We start from the raw sequence: 24,649 nt of genomic DNA, 5'->3' as shown, positions 1-24,649 counted from the left end.
TTTAATTTGCCAAAGCTAAGAGTGATTTCATGAAATGAAAAAAAACCAAAGCTGATATAATGCTAACTTATTAATATAATTCTATAACATATTTACCATATTAAACTGGATTAATAAATGCATCTATATCTGCGGGTAATAATTTAGGATTAGCACCTTCATTTTGTGCTACTAATGCCCCGACAGCGCAAGCAAATTCTATTGCTTCCTGTGGATCTATCTTGTTTAGTAATTGACTAATTAATGATCCCAAAAAGGAATCTCCCGCACCAACAGTATCTACAACTTTTATTAAATAGCCACTATTATAATAAAATTTATCATCGTAAAGAAGCACAGCTCCATGATGACCTTTAGTTACACAAATGTGCTTAGTATTTGTCTTTTCTGCTATATAGCTTATGTTTTGCTCCATAGAGCGGTATTTGGAATCTAGATAAACACTAACCTCGAACAACTCATCATCATTAAATTTAATAAAATCTGCTTTATTCATTAAATGAATTAATACCTCTTTTGTATAATAAGGAGAGCGAAGATTTAGATCGAAAACATTATAATTAGCATGCTCTAAAAGAGTAAATAAGGTGTTCTTGGAAACATCATTCCTTGCTACTAAACTTCCATAAACAAAGGCATCAGATTTTTCAACCAGATCGATTGCTTTTTCGGTAACTACAATATTATCCCAAGCCCTAGGGAAATCAATATCATAAGAAGCCGATCCCTTTTCATTAAGCATCACTTTAACCTTTCCGGTTTTAAACTTTTCATTTACTTGGATGTGATCTATATTCACACCATTTTGAGAGATGAATTCTAAAAGCATTTTACCTCGCTTATCATTACCAACACTACTAATCATAGCAACTTCGTTGTTAAATGATTGAGTTCGTAAGGCTACATTTAATGGAGCCCCACCAATTTTCTTGTGTGTAGGGAACACATCCCATAATACTTCTCCGAAACAAACAACATTAGACATACTTATTCATTTAAAATATAAAAAAGAGAGGGCTTAATTAACCCTCTCTTAAAATAAAAAAACTAATTCAAAAATTCACTAAACTTCATGATTTAACTTAATATCCAGGGTTTTGGCTATACAACCCACCAGTAAAATCAATTTCTCTTTGCGGTATAGGGTAATATTCATCACGTCCAGCTGTAAACTGAGCATTGGCAAGGAAATCTTTTCTAGTTTTTTCAACAGCTAAATATGCATTAAGAACAGGCTCTGCCATTCCCCATCTAACTAGATCGAAAAATCTAGGCCCTTCCATTCCAAACTCTAAACGTCTTTCAAACATTAAAGCTTTAAAAGCTTCCGGCTGCGTCATTCCTAAGGAATACATTCCCATTTTATAAAGATCTGTAGCTCCTGCATCTAGCTGTCTTTGAGTACTTGCTGCAGCACGAGCTCTAATTTGATTAATAATATCTAAGCCTTGATCTACTTGTCCCATTTGAATTAAAGCCTCTGCTTTAAATAAAAGCACATCGGCATATCTAATAAATTCTATATTTTTAGAAGTTCCTACAAATGGTCCTTCTTTTACATAACAGGAACAATCTGGTGCTTGCTGCTCTTTCATGTTTCCAAAATAGCCATAAACACCCGGATCTCTTGCCCAACTAAACTTATAGATCATGTCGCCAGGAGTGGAAACAGTATTACGGTATTTAAATGGACGACCAGGAATTCCAACCGTATGATCTATTCTAGGATCTAAAGTGATCCCCGCAGATAGTGGCGTTTCACCATCCTCATTTACCGTATTAAATATATTGCTATCATTAAAAGTGTCTAAAAACGGTAAACCATCACTATTGGTTTTAAAAGCATTCACCATGTTCTGACTAGCCAAGTGAAATCCGCAGCATCCATACAAAGGGGTTCCATGTGGGGAATTTAATCCAGTCACAAAACTCACCCTACCAACTGTGGTCCCATCATTAATGGAAAACTGGGCTGCCCAAATAGATTCCGGACCATTATCAAAACCATTTAGGTAATTATTCCCGTAATCTGATTCTAGTGCCCCAGAAACTTCATTTGCGTAATCTACCACTTCCTGCAAACGAGACATATTAATATTGGTTACTTGATGTGTATCATTTTGTTCGTATGCTTGGTACAAGCGTAATTTGGCCAAGTATGCCGCTGCCGCATTTTTATCTGCTCTTCCTACCTGATCTTGTGCTTGCGGCAAATTATTATATGCAAATAAGAAATCGTCTGCGATTTTATCCCATAGAACATCATTATCTATAACATTTGAAACCTCTAAAATTTCATCCTGTGATAAACCTTCTGTGATATAAGGTATCTTCTTAAACAACAACTTTAACACAAAATGAGAATGGGCTCTTAAAAACCTCAGTTCTGCTTGTCTCACTGTTTTATCTGCATAATCTGCATCAGGAATCTGATTAATAACATCTAAAGCAAAATTTGCTCTGGAAATAGCTGCATAGTAATTAGTCCAGGTCCTTGGTGCCATCCAATCTAGAGGATCATCGGCAATGGTTAAATTGTATTGCTCATACCTGTCTACTACATCCACATCACCACGACCTCCGCCGCCTTTATAGGCATCATCAGACCGGACACTCCCATAAACCCACATGCTGGTTAATGGTCCAACCATATCATCATTAGCTATTCCAGCATAAGCAGCAACCACTAAGGCTTCTGCATTTTCTGCTGTTGCTACATTTTCGCTAGATAACACGCCTTCTGGCTCGTATTCTAAAAAGTCATTGGAACATGCAACCAATAAAAATGTCGCCATAATCCCTATTACTAATAATTTTATATTTTTCATGTTTGCCATTTTTAAAAGTTAATGTTTAGTCCTAATGAAAGCACTGTTGGTACAGGGATCCTGTTCACATCTGTACGTTCCGGATCTGAACCTATGTAGTCATTTGGAGTAAACCAAAACAAGTTCTCTCCTTGAAAATAAACTCTAAGGCTTGACATTCCTGCCCATTGATTTACTAGCTCTTCTGGAAGGGAATAACCAAATTGAAGATTTCTTAATTTGAAATAAGAGTTTTTTCTATATAAATAATCTGAAGTTCTTAAATCATTAAATGCAAGGGAAGCAGATGGAATATTTGATCCTGTATTATCTGGTGTCCATGCATTTAAAACACCTAACCCGGCATTTTCTCTTCCTTGCACAAAATTATTCCAAAAGATATAAGGATCTTGTCCTATCCTTCCCGCAACACCAGAGCCAAACATTGACAGATCAAAGTTTTTGTAGGCCAGATCAATCCTCACCCCATATTCTAAATCTGGCAAGGTAGTCCCAATAAAATCTCGGTCTTCTGGACCTATACTTCCATTACCGTCTAAATCCTGGAATTTTAATCCGCCTGGTCTAGCCGCTACTTGTGTAGGGCTCGAATCTATGTCGGCTTGACTTTGAAATAATCCTGCTGTTCTGTACCCAAAAATGGAGAACTGAGAATGACCAATAATTGAATTTTCAATGGTTCCAGGGAAAGCAGAAACAACTTCATCTGGCAACTCGGTGATCTCATCTTTAAAGGAACCAAAAGTTGTTGCTACTGTAAAAGAAAAATCTTCACTTAAGGTTTTAGAATAATTCAATGCTAATTCCCATCCTCTTGTTTCGGTAGTTGCCCCATTTAAAGTACGCAGTTGGCCTTCACCAATTGCCGATGCTATTGGTGGAACAGTTAATATATCTGAGGTTTCTCTTGTGAAATAATCAAAAGACCCAACCAAGGCGTTATTAAATAAGGTGAAATCTAAACCAAGATTAATTTCTTTTGTAGTTTCCCATTTTAATCCCGAATTCGCAGCTTGAATAGATACAAATCCAGAAGGTAAATTACCTGTATTTACACCATTTAGATCATAAGCAGTTCCAACATTATAAAAGGTATTGAAAAAGAAAGTATCTCCTGTTGCTTGTAATTGGTTTTGTCCATATCTGGATTCAAACAAACCAAAACGGGCTACATCTCCAATAGATTGATTACCAACTTCTCCATAACCCGCTCTAAATTTTAAAGAATTTACAACATCATTATCCTTCCAAAATTCTTCATTGCTAATTCTCCAACCTACAGTTGCAGCTGGAAATACACCATATCTATTCTCTGGACCAAATCTTGAAGATCCATCACGACGTAGAGTGAAAGAGGCTAAATATTTGTTTTCATAGCCATAATTCACTTTTGCAAATTGAGATAATAATCGGCTTCCTGTAGAAGAACCTGTATTGGTCTTAGCTCCAGTTGCAGCATCCAACTGAAAGAAATCTTCTGTTTCCACCGCAAAACCATCTGCCTGTGCATTCACACTTTCATAATCATCTTTAATGGCCTCGGTACCTAATAAAACACCGATTTTATGTTTATCATCAAGCTCCAACTGATAGTTTAAAGTATTTGTGAATATTAAACTGGTGAACTTATTTGTGTTTTGGATAAGCCTATTGTTAGCTCTAGTTATAAACCCATTATTAACTCTGGTGTCTATATCCTTTCTTTTGAAATCGCTAAAATCCAGACCTAAGCTAGTTCTAAAAGTTAGATTTTCTATAATATCAAATTCTCCCCACACGTTACCAAAAACAGTGGTTCTATCTGTATTATCCCAACGATTTATATATTGAATTAATACAGGGTTATTTCTATCTGAATATCCAGCACCTAAAGGACCTGCAAAGTCTCCATTAGCATCATAAACCGGTAAGGTAGGAGCTAAAGAGATTGCTAAACCAGGGGTTGGTGCACTACCAACATCAGGAGAAGCCAAAGTTTCATCGGATGTATACATTTGTGTATTCACCCCTACTCTTAATCTATTATCAAATAGATTAAAATTGGAGTTCAACTTCGCAGAAATTCTTTCGTAACCCGTGTTTTTTAAAATCCCTGTATTTCTTAAATGACCTAAGTTAATTAGGTGAAAAGAGTTATCTGTACCTCCAGAAACTGAGATTTCATTGTTATAAACATAACCAGTTTCATAAGTTTCATCTTGCCAATCTGTATCTCCGGCAGGAACATTAGGATCTCCTCCAACAAAAGGTTGCACAGTTACACTATTTAATATGGGATTATTAAAATCTCCATTCCAATCGAAGTCATAAATTTCACCATAACCTCCATTTGGATCTGCACCGTCATTTACCGATGCTTGCCATAATGCCTCTCCTCTTTGAACTGCATTAAGCATATCATAGCGTTGTTTTTTTTCAGAAAGAACAGAAATGTTTGAATTTATGCTGATTTGAAATTTTTCTCCACCTAAAGCTCTTGCTCTGTTTTTGGTGGTAACTATAATTACTCCATTCCCAGCACGAGCTCCATAAAGTGAAGAAGCGGAGGCATCTTTAAGCACCTGGACAGATTCTATTGTACTTGGATTTATACTTGAAAAAACTTCTTGTCTTACAGTAGGAACACCATCTATAACATATAACGGATCATTATTTCCTAAGGTAGTAGCACCACGAATTAAGACTCTACTACCAGATCCTGTTGGATCCCCGGATTTTTCTATAAACACACCAGGAACACGCCCTTGTAATCCTTGAACAGCACTACCAGAACTCATGCTGGCACCTTCAATTGGTGCCAGATCTACCACAGTAATCGCTCCTGTTACATCCACCTTTCTTTCTCTGGAATATCCAGTTACAATAATTTCTTCAAGAGAAGCGGCATCCACTTCCATTACAACGTCTACTATAGAACGCCCATTAATTTGTACTTCTTGAGATTTATATCCTACATAGCTAAAAATTAGTGTAGCATTTGGATCTACCTCGTTCAATACATAATTTCCATCAAAATCTGAAGCGGCACCTTGAGTTGCTGCACCAGATACAAATACGGATACACCGGTTAAAGGCATACCATCCTCCTGTGAGGTCACAGTACCTTTAACCTGTGCTTCTGCCCAAAAGCTAATTAAAGCAAATACGGGCAAAAAAAATAGTTGGCTCAATTTCATAATTTGTATAGTTAGTTAAAGTTTAGTTCGTTAATTTCAATTTTGCTGAGAGTAAATTCCTTGACCTCAGGTTTTATACTTAATTTTTCAAATGGTGCATTAGGGAAAAATATTTCGGTCATTACAGTTTCACCATTATCAAAGAATATTTCTAGAGATGTCTTATCAATAATTATAGTTCCTGATAAGTCTTTATTAAGAGAGGTTCGTTTAGCTGTAGATATACGATCTGCAAACCTTTCTTCAAAATCTATTTTTCCAGATTTCCTTCTATCTACAAAAAAGTTTTTATCGTTGTGATTGAATCCAAATGCTAAGGAATCACCCTTTTTATTGGTAAGACTAAAGGTGAAACCTTCTTCATTTAGATTTGAAATATTAAATTTAATTTCAGCTCTAGCTAAATCGATTGCGTTAGAATCTATTAGTTTAGTGTCAGTATTAACTTCAATATTTTCTTTTTTATATTTTATACTTCTATAGTTTGAAAGTTCTTTTACAGGATTCATCAATAACCTATATCCGTTTTCATTTTTTTGTAGTTGTACTTCCCTAGCTATAGTCATTGCACTTCTCCAAGCTTCAGTTGGTACTTTTTGAGCGTAAAACCAATTAGACATCCAACCAAGCATAAGTTTACTCCCGTCTTTTCTAGTAGCATTAGACCAGGTAACTCCTGCATAATTATCTCTTCCAAAATCTATCCAGTAATTATGTTCTTTACTTAGGGAAGATTCAAATTCCTTGTCCATAGTAAAGGTGGTACCATCAAAATCTCCAATAAAATATTGGGTTGCACTACCACCATTTGGGCCTCCAGGATTAATACTTACAAAAAGCACCCATTTAGACTCATCTGTTCCCAATACTGGTAGTTTAAATAAATCTGGACATTCCCAAACTCCACCATGCCCGCCAATTCCTTGACCAAACTCTGATAGTAAATTCCATTTTTTTAAGTCTTTAGAATCATAAAACATTATCTTATCTCCCGCTGCGAGAACCATTACCCATTTATTCCTTTCTTCATCCCAAGAAACTTTAGGGTCTCTGAAATCTTTTATTTTATCATTATCTATTACGGGATTATTCTCAAATTTTGTAAAGGTTTTCCCTTCGTCATTACTATAAGCAATGCTTTGGGTTTGTTTCCAATTATCATCACCTTCTAATTGTTTCGAGTTGGTATATATGGCAACTATAGGTGCAGCGTTACTTACTTCTCCAAAGCCAGAAGTGTTACCTATATCCACCACCGCACTTCCAGAAAAAATAGTTCCTAACTCATCTGGATAAAGTGCTATAGGCTGCTCGATCCAAGAAATCATATCTGTACTTATAGCATGTCCCCAGTGCATAGGCCCCCAAACATTACTTTCTGGATGATATTGATAGTATAAGTGGTAATATCCATTATAATAAAACATACCATTAGGATCATTCATCCACGCTTTCTTAGGTGTAAAGTGAAAGTTAGGTCGGTAAAGTTCCTCTTCAGAATAAGACACTTTTACTGATTCTTCCTTTTCTGGCTCGTTTTGTTTTTCACCTTTGCATCCAATTACGAAGGATAGAACCAACAACATTAAAACTAGATTTACTTCTTTAAAACTTTTCATATTGTATATCTTACTTAATTAGTTTTTTACTCAATTCCTCTAAGGTCACTCCTTTCGTTTCGGGCATTATAAAAATGACAAATAGCAGTTGTAATCCCATCATTACAGCAAAGATTAAAAAGACCATCCCTGCACCAATTGTAGAAAATAGTACCGGAACTAAAGAGGGTATAATTGCTGCTAAAATCCAGTGTACAGAACTACCAAAGGATTGGCCGGAGCCTCTTAAATGATTTGGAAATATTTCAGAAATAAACACCCAAATTACTGTTCCCTGTCCTATGGCATGAGATGCAATGAACATGAATAAAAATATAGGCATGGAGCTTCCTTCCCAATTCAAAAAGAAGGATGCTGAAACCAATGAAAGGGAGATTATATAGCCAAAGGAACATATATACATAAGTTGTTTTCTTCCTAATCTATCTATTAAAAAAATTCCTAATAAAGTGAAGAGCAAGTTGGTAACACCAACTCCTATACTACTTAAGAGCGCTGTACTTTCCGCAAGGCCAGCTTCGGCTAAAATTCTAGGCGCATAGTAAAGCAATGCATTGATTCCTGATAATTGATTGAAAAAGGCTATTAGAAATGCAAGTAGTAAGGGATACCTATATTTCTTTAAAAAAATATTTTCATTAGGAACCACATTTTCCATCTCATGTTTTATCTCAAGCATAAGCTCTTCTGGATCTTGACCAGGATTGATTGTTTGAAGGACAGTTCTAGCATCGCTATTTCTAAACTTAGTTAATAACCATCTTGGACTTTTGGGAACTGTTAAAACAAAAATGGTATAGATAGCAGCTGGAATAGCTTCTACACCTACCATCCATCTCCAGGCATTGTCTCCTATATTATTTAAAAGGTAATTGGATAGAAATGCGACAAGAATTCCAAAAACAATGTTGAATTGATATAGGCCAACCAACTTGCCTCGGTCTTTAGCTGGAGCTATTTCTGAAATATATGCTGGTGCAGCAATTGTAGACGCCCCAACCCCTAAACCTCCAATAAATCTAAATATCGCAAACGTTATAGGATCATTAGAAAGAGCAGATCCTATAGCAGAAATAGTATATAAAACCCCGATCCAGAACAAGGTGTTCTTACGACCGATCCTATTAGTTGGTATTCCACCAAAAAAGGCTCCTATTACCGTTCCCCATAATGCCATTCCTATAACTACAATCCCATGGAACATATCTGACGATCCCCAAAGTAATTGAAGATCCTTTTCTGCTCCTGATATCACTACTGTATCAAATCCAAATAAGAAGCCAGCGAGTGCCGCAGTAATGGCCCATATTAGTATTTTTTTATTCATGTGTAAATGTTTCTAGTTTAATCCATTTATAATTTACCTCTATAGACTTATGCGCTACTTTAGAATTATAACAAAAGATTATAGAATTGTTAAGGCAGTGTTAATAATATTTCAAACCGCTGATTTACAGGGTTTTAAAACTTAGGTTATAACACATCAAAAAATTAGACTCTAAAAATGTTACGCACTTTATTCAAAATTGATACACATGAGAGCTGCTTCAATTTGATAATTTGATAGTAAGAAGTAGGATTAATTACGTAACTCTAAAAATTATAGGCTGATAATAATTAATTAGCAAAAAAAATGACTATAATTTATTAAAATAGCATCGAAAACAGGGAAAATGGAACCGACTTATTTCTGTCTAAAAGTCTTGGGTGATTTTTTATATTTTCCCTTAAAACTAGTAGAGAAATAATTGGGAGAGGAAAAACCAGTTGCATAGGCAATTTCAGAAATACTTAATTGGGTTTCCTGTAATAGAGATTTAGCTCTTTCTAATCGTATATTTTGAATATATTCACTAATAGTAACTCCTAAAATAGCCTTGGTTTTTCTATATAACTGTACACGAGATAAATTTAGATCGCTTGCTAGATTTTCTACTGATAATTTAGAATTATCTAAATTATCATTGATGATCTTATTAATTTTAGATAAAAAATCTTGAGCGTATAAGCCAAAACTATTGTCTGTACTTATTTTATGAATATTATTAATAAAATAATACCGAAGCTTTTCTCGATTATATATCACTGTTTTAACAGATTGAGATAGAACAGCAAAACTAAAGGGTTTGGTTAAATATAGATCGGCACCAGATTGAAGTCCCTGTATGTAAGATTCTTTGTTGTTTAATGCCGTGAGCATAATCGTGGGAATATGGGATGTTCTTAGATCCTTTTTTAAGATTTCACAAATTTCGAAACCGCTTTTATCTGGAAGATTAACATCACATATAATGACATCTGGAATTATCTCCAAAGCTTTTTCTATTGCATCTGTACCATCAGACATATAAACTTCATAGTCACCAATAAATTTATTCTTCAAAAAGCTTATTAATTCTTTATGATCTTCAATTAAAAGTATTGAATAGCGCTCCTCTTCAGACTTAGGGTTTATCTCCCTAAAACCAACATCTTCATAATCAAAATTAAAATCTATTATCGAGCGATCTATAATATCTGGTTCATAAACAATATCATCCGTATTTAAATGAGAAGTCCCTTTGTAGAGCTTAATAGTAAATTCTGTTCCATGAATACTATTTACTTCTATAGTTCCTTTGTGCATCTCTATAAATTCTCTTGATAGATGCAAGCCTATACCAGAACCTGCTTTATTATTATTTGAACCTTGAAAAAATGCTTTAAACACCTCTGGCAAATCTCGTTTTGGAATACCTATCCCACTATCTTTAAAAACAATATTCACCAAATTACTTTCAGGATCATTTTTAATTTCAATACTAATGGTCCCATTATCTGGTGTGAATTTAAAAGCGTTGGACAGCAAGTTGAAATATACTTTATCCATTATATTTCTATCTATGTATATCTCTAGATCTTCACTATTTGCGATAAACTTAAAGTCGATATTTCGTTTTTGAGCTTCCCTTTCAAAATCCTGAAAAATTCTTTTTGAGAACTTGATCAAATTGGTTTTTGAAGCTTTTAAAACAAATTTTCTGTCTTCAATTTTTCTGAAGTCAAGCAATTGATTGATTAATCTTAATAAGCGTTTAGAATTATTGAAGATCAATCCTATTTCATTTAAGATCTTATTATCCTTGATTGTCTTGTTTTCACTCAACGACTCAATAGAAGATAATATAAGGGTAATTGGTGTTTTAAATTCGTGCGATAAACCTGTAAAAAAATTCACCTTAGCATCATTGCTTATTTTTACCTCCTCAGCTATTTTTTTAATTTGGTTTCGCTGTAGGGTGATCTTCTTATTCTGTAATTCTAACTTCCGTTTTTTCTTCCTTATATTATTAGCCGAATAAACACTGTATGCGGCTAATAGAAGACTTGTAACCAATAAGCCAACGAGTAATTTTAAAATATTACTTTGGGTAGAGAATGTTTCTTCTTGTTCAATTATTTTCTTTTGCTGGCTCTCTATATCTTTCTGATGCTTATTAATTCTATCATACTGATCGTTCATTATTTCAGCATTCCGAAAATCAATAACAGTTGTGTTTAAAATATTATCCTTCAGAACATTTTCATTTCTCAAAATTTTCATTGCTATTTTTATAGCCTCATCTCCTCCCGTAGGATATAGGATAGTTGCCGCCAACACTCCATTCTCTACTAATTGAATACCGTTATTTTCGCCATTTAAACCATCTACTCCAATAAATTTAATAGATTCTTCAACTCCTTTAGATTTTGCGATTTTCCAAGCGTCGTATGCAATATTATCATTAAATGCGAACACATAATTAATTGGATTCACACTTATAGAATCTATAATTTGAGGTATTCTTGTTTGAATTTCATTATCTCTAATACTTTCAACAACAGACATATTAGCTTCTTGATACACAATTTCATGAAAACCTAAATGTCTTTCTATAACTGGGGATGAATTATCACCACCTTTAATTTCCAAAATATTGCTTTGTTTTTCATTTAGAGATGCAATATATTTTGCAGCATTACGTCCAACATCAAGATTATTGGCTCCCACAAATGCTGTGAATTTTTGAGATTTTATTTTTCGGTCTACAATTATTACTGGAATGCCTTTATCGTAAGCTCTTTCAACCAATGCAACTAAAGGTTCGGGTCTTAATGGCGAGATTATTATAACATCAAATTCATTTTCTATCATGAATTCAATTTGTGACTTCTGAACTTCTATATCCTCATGAGCTTGAAAAATACTTAATTCTATTTCAGTATATAAAGAAGCCTCAACTTCCATTTCATGGTCCATTGCTTTTCTCCAATCATCTTTGCTAATACATTGGGAGAAGCCTATTTTGTAATTTTCTGTTTCAGATTTTTTTGAACATCCAAAGGCTAATACTAGACATATTACAATAAGAGATTTTAAAATACCAGACACACGAATTTCCATAATCATTTTAAGAATTGGCAGTTTTCTAAATTAGATATTTTTAACTGAAATTTAAGACTATGTCCAAAATAATAATACTGCTCTTACATTTATCAAAGCTTGGATTAAAAATATTAAGCTTATTAATAATAGGAATTGCAACATAATCGCTTATAGGCTAATTTAAATTGAAACACGGTTTAGAAATAACAAAGCCACTCGTAGGAGTGGCTTTGTTATTTAAAGATATAAGAGGTGAATAATCGCCTTTTAAGAAAATTATTCTTTAGATTTTAAGAACTTCGGATTGATAAACAATTCTCCATCTTTTAGTTTCTGCCAGTAAATCTTCATATCTGCATTTATTTCTGGAGCCATTATATACAATCCTATTATATTAGGAAAAGACATAGCCAGAATCATCATATCTGCGAAACTTAAAACTGCTCCTAAACTTACTGATGCTCCCAATACTACGAAACCTAGATACATGACCTTATAGACCAATTCAATTTTCTTACTTTTCCCGAAGAGAAAGGTCCAAGAACGCATCCCATAATAAGACCAAGAAACCATCGTAGAAAAGGCAAATAAGAAAACCGCGACTGCTAATACTGAAGGGAACCATGAAATTACGCTTCCAAAAGCATCTGCAGTAAGTTCTACCCCACCAAGTCCGCTGCTAGTTTCGTGCATACCTGTAAAGATTAAAACTAAAGCAGTCATTGTACAAACCAGCATAGTATCTATAAATGGTTCTACTAAAGATGTAAAACCATCGGCGATTGGATGGTTGGTCTTAGCTGCACTGTGAGCGATCGCTGCAGAACCTACACCGGCTTCACTAGAAAATGCTGCTCGTTGCAATCCTATAATCAAAACACCAATAAAACCACCTTTTAAAGCTTCAGCAGAGAAAGCACCATCTGCAATGGCTAAAAATGCACCGCCAATATATTCTATATGATATCCTATAACTACTAAACAACCCAGTACGTATAGAATTGCCATAACTGGAACTACTTTAGCGGTCACTTTTGCAATACTTTTAATACCGCCAATGATCACGGCACCTACCAATAGTGCAAACCCAATTCCGAACCAAAATCCTTGACCTTGTAAAACAGGGATTTGTTCAGAAACTATCTTAAATGCTTGATTAGATTGTAACATATTACCACCTCCAAAGGAAGCTCCAACTCCAAGAACTGCAAAAAGTATAGCTAGGAATTTCCCTAAGTGCTTAAGATTTCGTTTTTCCAGACCATATCGCAAATAATTCATGGGACCACCAAATATGCGGCCTTCATCATCGATGAATCTATATTTTACTCCCAAAGTACATTCGGCAAACTTTAAAGACATTCCGAAAAAACCAGCGAGAAACATCCAGAAAGTAGCTCCTGCCCCTCCAAGAGAAATTGCCACAGCAACTCCCGCGATATTTCCTAATCCCACGGTGGCCGAAACGGCGGTAGCCATAGCTTGGAAATGGGTAATCATACCTGGAGCATCTGGATCATCGTATTTACCTCTAGCTAAATCTATAGAATGCTTAAAGCCACGAATATTTACAAACTTTAAACGAAGGGTAAAGAAAATACTTCCCAAAATAAGCCAAACAACTATAAAAGGAATATTATTGGTCTTTATATCGCCATTAGGATGTAATAGCGGCTTGGGAGCTTTAAAGTTTATAACACCTAAAGGAGGTGCTTTGAATGAACCAGTCTCCGGCATTCTAGAGATCATAGCTCCTTCTTCTGTTATCTGCTCTAAAGTTCCGTCTGCCGAAGCATAAATGAAAAGTTCTTTGTTTTGCTCATTTTTAAGAATTGCAAGCTCATCTCCTCTTTCCACCTGGCTACCTTCAGAAACTAACCACTCTTTAACTTGATAATCCTCATCATTTGGAACTTCAACGCTTGGGAGTTGAATATTTTTAAAAGAGGTATAAACAACAGGATCGTATACTCCAATAGTAGCAAAAGCATCCCAAAAGAGAATTGCTCCTAACACATCTACTGCTGGCTGCACTTTACTATTAAAAATTTCAGTAATAGATTTAGCCGGAATTGTAAATTTCTTAGACACCGTATTTCCACTTGCATCACTTACGGTCACGGAATGTTCCATTCCTTCAATTAAGCCTATAGATTCTGCATCTACCAAAGGAGTATCAACATTACTCCATTTGTATTGATAAGGAGCTGTACCGCCTTCCACCAATACTTTTGCAACAGCATTATTAATTTCAGAAGAAGGATTAAGTAGTTCTAAGCGAACCTCCATTTCATCTGAAGATGAATCCTGTGCTATAGAATTAGTAACGGTAAAAAGCAACAACGTTAATAGAGTAAAAAACCTAGATTTTATCATGTAATATTTTAAATGTTCGCAATTTATTTATCGAATTTCGCAATATAAGTGATAAACGGACGTATTCCCAACATATTTAAGGTCTTTTTCACATTTAAAGGAGAATTGGCATTTTCAAATTTCAGCTTAATCGGGCAACCAAAACCTAAGAAAAATTCCTTTTACATAGGTTTATAACTTATAGATTGGAATAATTTTGAAAAGAGTAGAAGCTTCAATTTTCTATTTAAAACAAGATTATTTAGAATTGTAAATATCTTATGCTAATAACTGAAAAGAATTTAGGATTGTAAAATGTAGAAACGAAAAAACCCTCTCAGTTTCCTGAAAGGGTTTTCTTAGTAGCGGGAACTGGACTCGAACCAGTGACCTTCGGGTTATGAGCTTGAATATGTGAGTACACGAATTAACACAATCACCTTTAAAACCAACTGTTTATAAGACTTCTAATTTTATATGATATCAAATAAATACATCTAAAATCAAATTATTCTGTACTTATTCTGTACTAGGTAATTTTTAATTTGATTACTTTTATATATTAAAGTAATTTATTATGGCAAGTATAAAAATTGTTTTGAGAAAGAATATGATACGAAAAGATAATACGATCCCACTTGCTATTCGTATAAGTGAAAACTATAAAACCAATTATAAGTGGCTTGGTCAATATGTACTTGAAAAAGACTGGGACAAAAATGCTGGTAAAGCAAAAAGAACACACCCCAATTCAAAGAAGCTAAATAATTTCCTATTGAAAAAACTTACTGAAGCTAATGATATTTATTTCGATTCCAAGAAAGAACTCACGACAAAACAAGTCAAGCAAAAACTGAAGGGTGCAGGAGGTTCTAAATCGTTTTTTGCTGTTGCTTCAGATAGAATAAAAAACAAATATGAGCGTGGCACATTTTCCGTAACAAAATCAGAATTATCAATTCTTTACAACCTAGAAGAATTTTTAAATTTAAACGCGGCGAAGGAAAAAGTAGTTAGTATTCGAGAAATAAAGGAGCGTAGAAAAAAGCGAATAAGTAAAGGACGAAAAGGCGAACATTCATTTTTGGATTCCGTAGAGGAATTCAAAAAAAATAAGTCCTTAAAGTTTCAAGATATCAATGAGTCTTTCATCGACAATTTCAAGGACTTCTGTTTAGTCTTTCTTGGACAAAAAACACGTACGGTTACCAATCAACTTATCTTCATTCGTACTATATTTAACAAAGCGATCCAAATTGGAGTTGTTGATTCAAAGTACTACCCTTTTGGTGGAGAAAAAGAAAAGATTCGTATTGGTTCCAGTCATAAAATTGGTCTTACTTCCAATGAAATCGAAAAAATAGAATTCTTAAAATTAGAACCAAATACTTCCATTTGGCATACCAAAAACGTGTGGCTAATTGCGTTTTACTTTGCAGGCATTAGAATTTCCGATGCTGTCCAATTAAGATGGTCAGACTTTAAAGACGATAGACTCCTTTATATAATGCACAAAAATGAAAAGCCCGTTAGTTTGAAAACACCTAGTAAAGCAATTACAATATTGAACCAGTATAAAAATCTTAAAGCTGAAAATAATGGTTATGTATTTCCTTTTCTTAGCACTGCAGAGATAAATAATAATGAAGAGGTATTTAAAAAAACTAGAAATGCAACCAAACTATTTAATAAGTACTTGAAGCGCATCGCCACAGAGTGTAACATCGATAAAAATCTTTCAAATCATATTGCACGCCATAGTTTCGGAAATATTGCAGGAGATCGTATCCATCCACTAATGCTTCAAAAACTTTATCGACATAGTGACTTAAAAACTACTTTAAATTATCAAGCAAATTTTATCCATAAGGATGCCGACGATGCTTTGGACAGTGTAATAAATTTCTAAAAATGGATAAATCTGATCTGTCTTTTGAATTAATAGCTTCGATGAATTTCATCCATAATCAGTTATAGAGGTAAGTTGTTAGTTAGACATTATTTGATTGTGATACACCTTCCTTTAATACCATTGTTTGGGAAGCAAATATTTGAGGAGGTAAAAAAATTATTAAAAATAGGCTCTTGACGGATTATAACAATTCTTTTTTCACAAGATCATAATAAGAATCACTTACCGGAATTCTAAGTTCAGAAAGCAGAAGATCCCCTCTTTTTAAGCCAGTTAACTTATTCTTTTTTATGATAGATGATTTATGTACCCGCATAAAATTATTGGGTAGAGTTCGATCCAGTGATTTTAGCTATTGGACATATTTACCTTTTGAATTTGATTAATATTCCTTTATTATTATTGTGAGAAAAGCCAAATAACAGCTACTTAAAAATTTAAGCCCCATATCTACCATAACTAACTTGCGCGTGGATCCTGTGCTGTTTTTATAGCGTACGGGAAGTTAAGCGTAAATAAAAACAGCATAGGGCGCAATCTACTTTTGACGCATTAGTTACAGTAAAAAATAAGGATTTTACTGAGGTTTCCAATCCATTTACTGTAAAATTAGGATAGTTTGCGTCAAGGCCCATTGTCATGACAATGCTTATTTTTTCTCTTCCAACCACCGTTTAAAATCAACTTGAATCTCCGGATTTTTCAATAAATATTCTTGATATCTATCATTTTTGGTTTCCGTGAGTATTTGATAAAGTTCAAACTTTTCGATCTGCCGTGCATGCAAGGAATACCCAAAATAACCTAAGAGACTTAATGAAATAATACCCACTGAACAAACTAGGATCAGTAGATAATTCGGAATTATCCGTGCGTGTTTCAATTTCCTTTCTATCTCTTTAAGCACTTCAACTTTCAACCTGTTCTCCTCTTCCTGTTTTCCCAAAAAGGCATTCAGGTTTTTATCCAAAGCCTCGGTACTTATGGGAATGCTTAAAGTGGATAGTTGCTTTGAAAGCACTTCAAGTTTTAAAATAGCAGTTTTAAAATCCGCCATCTCATCGGTCATGAGCTCCATAATTTCATCTAGCTTTTTCATCTTTTTAATTCTTTAAAATCCTATTCCCGCATCTAAGCTTTTTTTAATTACTTGTTTCACTAAGCCTTTGGCTATACTTGCTGCCATATTGGTGCTGAGTTGAACTGTTTTATCCTTTAGTTTTAGACTGTTAGGGACTTCTTTCATTCTTGAGTATCCTAAATTCTGACTGATCTCTCCAATGAGTTTAGCGCCAGTCATAGACCTATGAACATCACTTCCCTTCAAATTCACTCCATTATATTCAAATCGGAAGCCTTGTAATTGATTGGACTTGTTGATGCTTGGAATTACGGTTACTTGGTTCGCCTTCATCTTGCTGATATATTCATCCAATGATTTGGGTCTGTTTTCCATGACCTTTTCATGTATGTATTTTATCGCTTGTCGCTGCGGATTTAATTCCTGTAATTTATCTTGTTGCACTTCTCGAACTCTAGTAAGTCCTAACTCTTTTGCAACATTGTCTGCGGCCAGCTGACTTCTTTTGCCGATAAAACTGTCGTTATAGGCTTTCCCGTCAAAACCAATTCTGTTAGTATAAATATGCACGTGCGTATGTGCTTTATCGCGGTGTACAAATCCAATGGATTGATTGTTCTGCAAATTCATCTCCTTTAAAAATTTTTTAGAGATTTCTTCCAAGTCTCTTACGCTTAAATCCCTTCCATCTTCAATAGTGGGACTTAGTATAAAACTCAGGGTATTATTGATGCACCGCTCATTTTGTGACTGGATGATCTTAAACTCTTCCGTGATCTCTTCTGGAGTATCTCCAGCCAGATATTCCTTCAGTACTACTTCCGCATCTTTTTCTTGGTTCCATCCATACCCAATAGATGCTCCCGTTCTTGCTATGGAATGTCCCTTGCCAATCATTTCTTGAAATTTTTTAAATGAGATCTGATTTCTTCGGCAAGCTCTTGAACTTCTTTGGCAAGTCTTGGATTCCCCTTTTTAAACATATTGCTGATTCGGCTAAAGTTGTTTTTGTATTGAACGAGTGATTGGTAACATTCTAATTGCTCCTGAGTAATCCGTTCCACCATATTTATTTTGAATGCGGTAGCACGCAGATATTCCGAAAGGGAAATTCCAGCTCTGGCCGCTCTTTTTTTGAGCAGCTTTTTCTCGTAGATCGAGCAGCGTATCTGGATGTATTCTCGTTTCATCTTTTCTTTTAAAATCTTTGCAACCACCGGGAGCAAAGCAAGATTGTCATGACAATGACACATCTTGCTTTGCTTCTCCAAATGAAATTCTTCCTTTGGCGTTCACCGGAGTTTTTTAATTTTGTTAGTCAATTCTTTTTCTTTTCTAATTGAGATCAGTTGCACATTCAGATCCTTATAACCTATGTAGCATTCACTTTTATCTTTCACATTGGAATATCTATCGGTTAGTTCCTTAGAATGAATTCTTCCCGAGGCATCATGATCCAAATACAATTCAACTTCTTTATATTTTTCGAACAATTCCGAAACTGGTTCTAAAAAAGAGAGCGAGTTTAGAACAATCACATCGGAGTTTTCTAGTTGATTTGGATATAACTCAGCCATGGACAACAGATCGAACATCCCTTCTATAATTATTAAACGGTCTGCATTGTTTTTTAAATAAGTATAGGCTTTAGGAGAACTGGAGATTTTAAAATATTTATTCCGAAGTTCCCATCCGCCTTCCTTATTTTGAAGACCGATTGAAAAACAGGACCTCCCTTTAATTCGATAGGTAACTTCCTTGCAGTATAGTTGCGTTGTTTGTATCGAAATCTTTCTAGCACCCAAATATTGAATCAATGCCTGATGTTGGATGGGTTTTACATCTAAAATTTCTATTTCTGAACTTGTTGGATTTTTTAAAATGGGCTGCTGAAAAAAAAAGAAGTCTTTTTTCTTATTACTAAAAAGTTCAAGTGCTTCTTTGACCGAACACTTTTTAATGGCCACGATCAAATCCAGCCCGTTTCCGCCCCTTCCTGTTCCATGGTCATACCATTTGTTCAAAACCAAAGAAACCTTGAAAGAGGCCTGCGTTTCTGACCGAAGGGGACTCAGAAACCAAGCTTCTTTCTCCGTGGTCCTGCTTGGAAAGTGCCCGAAACTGGCCAGCGTTTTTACGATGGAAAGATTTCGGGCTCTTTCGCAGGTGATTCTTTTTGAGTACATATTCTCTTATTTTACCATTTATATTTTTTTCTTTCAGCAGCAATTTTTTTTGATTTGAATTGTGCTTATTTGTTAGGTTCCTTATTCTTTAATTATTTGTCATCATTTTATTTTTGATGACACTTTGATGACAGTTTGATGACAGCCTTATCTCTTACTATCACTGGTCTAAGAGTATTCTGTCATCAAATCATCAAAAAAAGAAAGAATTTAAAAGTGTTTACTCCAAAAACAACTTTGATTTTGATGAAATGATGACAGCGCCCCGAACCCCCTATAAAATCAAGGGTTTCCCTGTCATCATTTTGTCATCAAATCATCATTTTCCTTTTTATTTCTTGAATTTAATCGGAGTTTTGATCTTCAAAATGCTCCAGGAGGAACTTTTTATTTATTGTGAAATAGCGTCCTTTGCCATCGGAAAAATTGGCGGTGCCATCTCCCCAAAGCATGAACTTTTGGTAGCGGTTCGAGTTCGGACTACTTTCAAGTTTCCAGTCTTTCTTTAAGATTTTCCGGATTTGGGTCAAATCCGTTCTCAACCTTGTTTTGCTCAAGGCGTTTAAAACATCCAAGGGACAGCACTTGATTTCTTCGAGATCGTGATTTTCCATCACCATCAGTAATATGCTTGCCAGTTCTTTCTCCACCCTGTTTCGATTGTTCTGAACCAGTTTGGTTAGGGCGGGAGTCTCGATTTGTTTAGGGGTAAACCACATGCGGGTTTGATGCGGACTATGTAAGATTCTGTGCTGTAATAAATGTAGAAAGGCAGGGATTTCCTTTTCTAGGGATTCCAAGAAACCGGTGTGCTCCTTTTTAACTGATGGAACTTTCAAGACCCAGAACCGGGTTTCATGATGATCTATTTTTATAAAGTTCTCTTCGTTGTTACTGCAAAGAATGAACTTCCCAAAGAATTCCACTTCTCGCTTATCCACACCCTTTTTTTCAAGTTTATTATAATTAGTGGTGCTTAAATACTTGATGCGCTCCGTGAGCTCTTCTTTATTGAACAAAACTTCATCGATACAGATCAGCAATTTATTCGCCCAATCGGCATTGAACTGGCTACTAAAGCTATCATTGGTAAGGTAGGTAAGATTGTTTTCAAAGATTTGCTTGAGCCATTTCAAAAAAGTGCTTTTACCCGTGGAGCGTTCCCTGGAGACCAGACAAAGTATGGGCAGTATCTGAATGGGTTTCGTATATAAGAGTTGTAGATAATCCAGCCCCAATTCATAGTGATCCCCAAAAATATGTTTTACAAATTTCAAAGATTCACTGCAAGATCCTTCCAATATATGATGACTTAACGGAGAGTACGTATTATAAAAGTTGTTATAAGTAGATTGAAAATTTAGATGATTTGGAATACAGGTAAAGCCGTCGTATCTAGGAATACTGGCCAGAAATGTTTTTCCGTGATCTTGCCTAATGGTTTCAATGTTCCAAGAAACCAGAAGTTCATTTACCTGCCCGGCAATAGTTGGTGCTTCAACTATTTTATAATAACTTACTCCTACGCGTATATATGAATTTTTATTTTGCATCTCAGCTAGGATGATGTCAACTTGAAACGATTCTTTATAATCACATTTACTTTATTGAAAAGTAAAACCGTTCTGACAATTCATCAATTAAAGATAGTTAAAATCAGTTTTAATTGAATATTATTTATAAATAATTAAATTTGATTAAGAATAGTGTAATTTAATATTAAATAAGAACTATTTACAAATTTTAACACATCAAATGATATCAATTGGTTGAATTTAATTTTTTGTTGTTTCTGGAGATATATATAAAAACGGTAGAAAGAGTGTAATGATTGAAAAATAAGCTAGCATTCGAGAAGGATTCACTTGAAAAAATACATTTATATTAATGAGTCCCTACTATATTTTAAAGCAATCTATTTAATATGATACGCATGTATCTGAACTTATAAATTATCTTCTTCACATGGATTTATCTTAAAAACAAAACAGCTTAAAGCCATACACAGTTACAATTCGAACCAGCCAAGGCTCTAAAATAATCTTGAAGACTTAAATATTAAACGTAATATTGCAATTAAATAATAAATAAAATGGGTTTAGCCAAAACAGAAATGTTTACCGACCAACAAAATGAAATTGCTCTTTTTGCAAAAGTTTTTGGGCATCCAGCGAGAGTTTCTATTTTACAACATTTGTTTAAAACTGACTCTTGTGTTTGTGGAGATTTAGTGAACGAAATTGGATTGGCTCAACCTACAATTTCTCAACACCTAAAGGAACTTAAACATTTAGGTTTAATAAAAGGAAATGTGGAGGGAACAAGTGTTTGTTACTGCATTCATAAAGAAAATTGGACAGCAATGAAAACTGTAATGTCCGAATTTCTTAATCAAGACCTAACTGAAAAAGAAGATTGCTGTTAAAAAAATTTGAATCGATTAATCGTATAATCGCAATAAACAAATAATTAATATGATAACAACCAAAACAGAGCTGTTTAAAGAAATAGAAAATCTAATCAAGAATTTAAAACCCGAAATAATTTCAGATGAACGTAAAGCAGTTTTACAACCGCTAACTGATTTTATTCAGTCAAAAGTTTCAAGTGGTCAGGAAATTCGAATTAATTTTATCTGTACTCACAATTCACGAAGAAGCCATTTATCACAAGTTTGGGCACAAACAATGGCTAACTATTTTAATATTAAAAATGTGTATTGTTATTCAGGAGGAACAGAGGCAACAGCACTTTTTCCAATGATTGCAGAAACTTTGCATAAGTCAGGCTTTGAAGTCAAAACAATTTCAGAAGGCAACAACCCTATTTACAGTATTAAATATGCTGATAATGAACATCCTATTGTTGGGTTTTCAAAAAAATTAGATGACGATTTTAACCCAAAGTCTGAATTTGCCGCAATTATGACTTGCTCACAAGCTGATGGTGGTTGTCCATTTATTGCAGGTGCCGAAAAACGTATTCCAATGACTTTTGATGACCCAAAAGCATTTGACAACATGCCACAACAAGCAGAAAAATACAATGAAAGAAGTTTGCAAATTGCAACCGAATTATTATACGTTTTCTCTCAAATAAACTCATAAAAAAATGGCGACAAAAAAATTAAGTTTTCTTGATAGAAATCTAACATTATGGATATTTGTTGCAATGGCTATTGGAGTTGGACTTGGATATTTTATACCAACATTCCCTAATATTATAAACTCATTTAGTAACGGAACAACAAATATTCCGATTGCAATCGGTTTGATTTTAATGATGTATCCACCTTTAGCAAAAGTCAGTTATGCTTTGTTGCCAAAGGTTTTTAGAAATACAAAAATCCTTTCTATTTCGCTTATTTTAAATTGGATAATTGGTCCCGTTTTAATGTTTGTTTTAGCAATTACATTTTTACGTGATTATCCCGAATATATGGTCGGATTAATTTTAATTGGTTTAGCACGCTGTATTGCAATGGTTTTAGTGTGGAATGACCTCGCAGAAGGAAGTAGTGAATATGGAGCTGGTTTGGTTGCTTTAAATAGTATTTTTCAAGTGTTTGCCTACAGTTTTTATGCGTGGATTTTTATAACGGTTCTTCCTCCCTATTTTGGTTTTGATGGTGCTATTGTAGATATTTCCATTGGAACAATTGCAGAAAGCGTAGCAATTTATTTAGGGATTCCATTTGTGATGGGAATATTGAGCAGACTAATTTTAGTAAAAATAAAAGGCGAAAAATGGTACACACAAAAATTCATTCCGACAATTTCGCCTATGACATTAATTGCCTTATTATTTACAATAGTGGTTATGTTCTCGCTGAAAGGAGAATTAATTGTGGAAATCCCAATGGACGTTCTGATTATTGCGGTTCCTTTACTCATCTATTTTAGCTTAATGTTTATCATTGGATTTTTCATTACAAGAGCAACAGGAGCAGAATATGATAAAACAGCAGCAGTGGCTTTTACAGCAGCAGGAAATAATTTTGAATTAGCTATTGCAGTTGCTATTGCAGTCTTCGGATTGAATTCGGGACAAGCATTTGCAGGAGTAATTGGTCCTTTAGTTGAAGTTCCTGCATTGATTTTATTGGTTCGAGTTTCCTTTTGGTTGCGGAAAAAGTATTACGGAAAAGCCAACGCTTAAAGCCATACACATTCGTAATTCACACCAGCCAACGCTACACCAAAAATTGCAAAAGAGTATGTCATTGCTAACGCTGAAAACAAAAAAAAGCCAGTGGGTAACATCGGTTAAGCGCAAATAGCGGCATTCTGGTGAAAAGTGCTATTTTAGACTGCAACTAACAAACAACAAAGCCTACAAGGAGCCGTTGCTACTATCACTTTTAGGGGTGAACTAAATTTGTCAAACTTTCTGAATTCTAAATTTTATATAGTTTATATTCAGCTACTTACCTCTAAAGATTTCGAAATACACAATAAACTCATCGCCACATGGTAATAAAAATATATATTTTATTCATCGTTTACCTTTTACGGAAATAAGCTTACTGGCACTCAATCCAACTTTTGGCCTCTTCCTTTTGGTCTATATTGAAGTACTTAATTTCGGCGTTGGTAAAAGGCTTCATAAATTGGGTTATCCAATCCTGCCATTGCTTGTTTCCTACCATTGCTATTTTTTCATAGTCTCTGGCGTGGGCCGTATCCATTTTGAGGTCTTCCCATAAACCAGGCAAGTCCCAACCAGTAAAATTGTCCATTTCAAAATACCAACGAACCTTCATTCCCTTGTCCAGTATAGCGTGAATAAGTGGATGGATTTTTTCTATGTCTTCTTTTCTCAATTTGCCCGAAGCTTTTGTGGCAACAATATTTTTTTCTTTTAACTCGATTATTTGTAACATTTTATATAGTTTTTAATTAATTATTATCCTTCTAAATCGTAAAACCATTCTTCAGCCATTACAATCGCTTCTGCGATAGCTTTTTTCTCTGAGTAATTCTTCTCATTAACTAATTTCCTGGCTATTTCCAGTGCCTTTTCTTTAACTCGTGAGTCAAGAGAATCAAGGTCGGTCTTAAAATCTTCGAACATCCAATCCATATATT

Annotated in this window: 19 protein-coding genes; 4 read left to right on the top strand and 15 right to left on the bottom strand. The window is 34.5% G+C overall.

The features are described from left to right. Positions 1–100: 100 nt before the first annotated feature. The 7 genes from BC962_RS04985 to BC962_RS04955 form a co-directional block, all read right to left on the bottom strand. Positions 101–985 (bottom strand): carbohydrate kinase family protein, encoded by an 885-nt coding sequence (locus BC962_RS04985; protein ID WP_121344767.1) that lies wholly within the window; start codon positions 983–985, stop codon positions 101–103. A gap of 97 nt (positions 986–1,082) precedes the next feature. Beyond that, positions 1,083–2,828, bottom strand: coding sequence for a RagB/SusD family nutrient uptake outer membrane protein (locus BC962_RS04980; RefSeq protein WP_121344954.1), 1,746 nt, complete (start codon positions 2,826–2,828; stop codon positions 1,083–1,085). An 11-nt stretch (positions 2,829–2,839) separates the two neighbouring features. Beyond that, positions 2,840–6,004 carry a SusC/RagA family TonB-linked outer membrane protein gene (locus tag BC962_RS04975; protein ID WP_121344766.1) on the bottom strand — a complete coding sequence of 1,055 codons (3,165 nt, stop codon included), beginning with the start codon at positions 6,002–6,004 and terminating at the stop codon, positions 2,840–2,842. An 11-nt stretch (positions 6,005–6,015) separates the two neighbouring features. Next, positions 6,016–7,623, bottom strand: a complete 1,608-nt coding sequence (locus tag BC962_RS04970) for a glycoside hydrolase family 32 protein (RefSeq protein ID WP_121344765.1) — start codon at positions 7,621–7,623, stop codon at positions 6,016–6,018. 10 nt (positions 7,624–7,633) lie between these two features. Further along, complete coding sequence (locus tag BC962_RS04965) at positions 7,634–8,950, bottom strand: sugar porter family MFS transporter (protein ID WP_121344764.1); 1,317 nt, start codon at positions 8,948–8,950, stop codon at positions 7,634–7,636. 357 nt (positions 8,951–9,307) lie between these two features. Beyond that, the gene (locus BC962_RS04960) at positions 9,308–12,046 is read right to left on the bottom strand and encodes a substrate-binding domain-containing protein (RefSeq protein WP_245984030.1); all 2,739 of its coding nucleotides are present in this window, start codon (positions 12,044–12,046) and stop codon (positions 9,308–9,310) included. Between the two features lie 258 nt (positions 12,047–12,304). Beyond that, entirely contained in the window at positions 12,305–14,404 is a 2,100-nt protein-coding gene (locus BC962_RS04955) for an amino acid carrier protein (protein ID WP_121344763.1), read from the bottom strand. Positions 14,405–14,960: 556 nt separating this feature from the next. On the opposite strand from BC962_RS04955, the gene BC962_RS04950 reads away from it, so the two are divergent. Next, complete coding sequence (locus tag BC962_RS04950) at positions 14,961–16,292, top strand: site-specific integrase (RefSeq protein ID WP_034919122.1); 1,332 nt, start codon at positions 14,961–14,963, stop codon at positions 16,290–16,292. A 184-nt stretch (positions 16,293–16,476) separates the two neighbouring features. Here BC962_RS04950 and BC962_RS16635 read toward each other — a convergent pair whose 3' ends face one another. From BC962_RS16635 to BC962_RS04920, 6 genes are all read right to left on the bottom strand, one after another. Continuing rightward, positions 16,477–16,638, bottom strand: a complete 162-nt coding sequence (locus BC962_RS16635; protein WP_394337509.1) for a LytTR family transcriptional regulator DNA-binding domain-containing protein — start codon at positions 16,636–16,638, stop codon at positions 16,477–16,479. Between the two features lie 306 nt (positions 16,639–16,944). Continuing rightward, positions 16,945–17,394: a DUF6730 family protein gene (locus BC962_RS04940; protein WP_121344761.1), complete on the bottom strand. Its 450-nt coding sequence runs from the start codon at positions 17,392–17,394 to the stop codon at positions 16,945–16,947. A 12-nt stretch (positions 17,395–17,406) separates the two neighbouring features. After that, positions 17,407–18,273: a relaxase/mobilization nuclease domain-containing protein gene (locus BC962_RS04935; RefSeq protein ID WP_121344760.1), complete on the bottom strand. Its 867-nt coding sequence runs from the start codon at positions 18,271–18,273 to the stop codon at positions 17,407–17,409. Then, positions 18,270–18,647, bottom strand: a complete 378-nt coding sequence (gene mbpA / locus BC962_RS04930; protein WP_245984027.1) for a mobilization protein MbpA — start codon at positions 18,645–18,647, stop codon at positions 18,270–18,272. The genes BC962_RS04935 and mbpA overlap by 4 nt, the downstream gene beginning before the upstream one ends. Before the next feature lie 21 nt (positions 18,648–18,668). Further along, complete coding sequence (locus BC962_RS04925; protein WP_121344759.1) at positions 18,669–19,562, bottom strand: toprim domain-containing protein; 894 nt, start codon at positions 19,560–19,562, stop codon at positions 18,669–18,671. Positions 19,563–19,906: 344 nt separating this feature from the next. Next, a complete protein-coding gene (locus BC962_RS04920) occupies positions 19,907–21,115 on the bottom strand; it encodes a primase-helicase family protein (protein WP_121344758.1) in 1,209 nt (402 codons plus the stop codon). A gap of 539 nt (positions 21,116–21,654) precedes the next feature. Between BC962_RS04920 and BC962_RS04915 the strand changes: the two genes are divergently transcribed. The 3 genes from BC962_RS04915 to arsB are packed head-to-tail and all read left to right on the top strand — an operon-like array spanning position 21,655 to position 23,720. Continuing rightward, positions 21,655–21,987: an ArsR/SmtB family transcription factor gene (locus BC962_RS04915; RefSeq protein ID WP_034919134.1), complete on the top strand. Its 333-nt coding sequence runs from the start codon at positions 21,655–21,657 to the stop codon at positions 21,985–21,987. 49 nt (positions 21,988–22,036) lie between these two features. After that, positions 22,037–22,669, top strand: coding sequence for an arsenate-mycothiol transferase ArsC (locus tag BC962_RS04910; protein ID WP_121344757.1), 633 nt, complete (start codon positions 22,037–22,039; stop codon positions 22,667–22,669). Between the two features lie 4 nt (positions 22,670–22,673). Next, positions 22,674–23,720 carry an ACR3 family arsenite efflux transporter gene (arsB, locus tag BC962_RS04905; RefSeq protein WP_121344756.1) on the top strand — a complete coding sequence of 349 codons (1,047 nt, stop codon included), beginning with the start codon at positions 22,674–22,676 and terminating at the stop codon, positions 23,718–23,720. 364 nt (positions 23,721–24,084) lie between these two features. Here arsB and BC962_RS04900 read toward each other — a convergent pair whose 3' ends face one another. Next, complete coding sequence (locus tag BC962_RS04900) at positions 24,085–24,444, bottom strand: SpoIIAA family protein (RefSeq protein WP_121344755.1); 360 nt, start codon at positions 24,442–24,444, stop codon at positions 24,085–24,087. A 23-nt stretch (positions 24,445–24,467) separates the two neighbouring features. Continuing rightward, complete coding sequence (locus BC962_RS16320; protein WP_183075444.1) at positions 24,468–24,644, bottom strand: hypothetical protein; 177 nt, start codon at positions 24,642–24,644, stop codon at positions 24,468–24,470. Positions 24,645–24,649 lie beyond the last annotated feature (5 nt).

The sequence above is a fragment of the Gillisia mitskevichiae genome, from assembly GCF_003634585.1.
Classification (GTDB): Bacteria; Bacteroidota; Bacteroidia; order Flavobacteriales; family Flavobacteriaceae; genus Gillisia; species Gillisia mitskevichiae.
The sequence above is the reverse complement of the archived record's forward strand: the minus strand, read 5'-3'. Positions and strand labels throughout refer to the sequence as shown.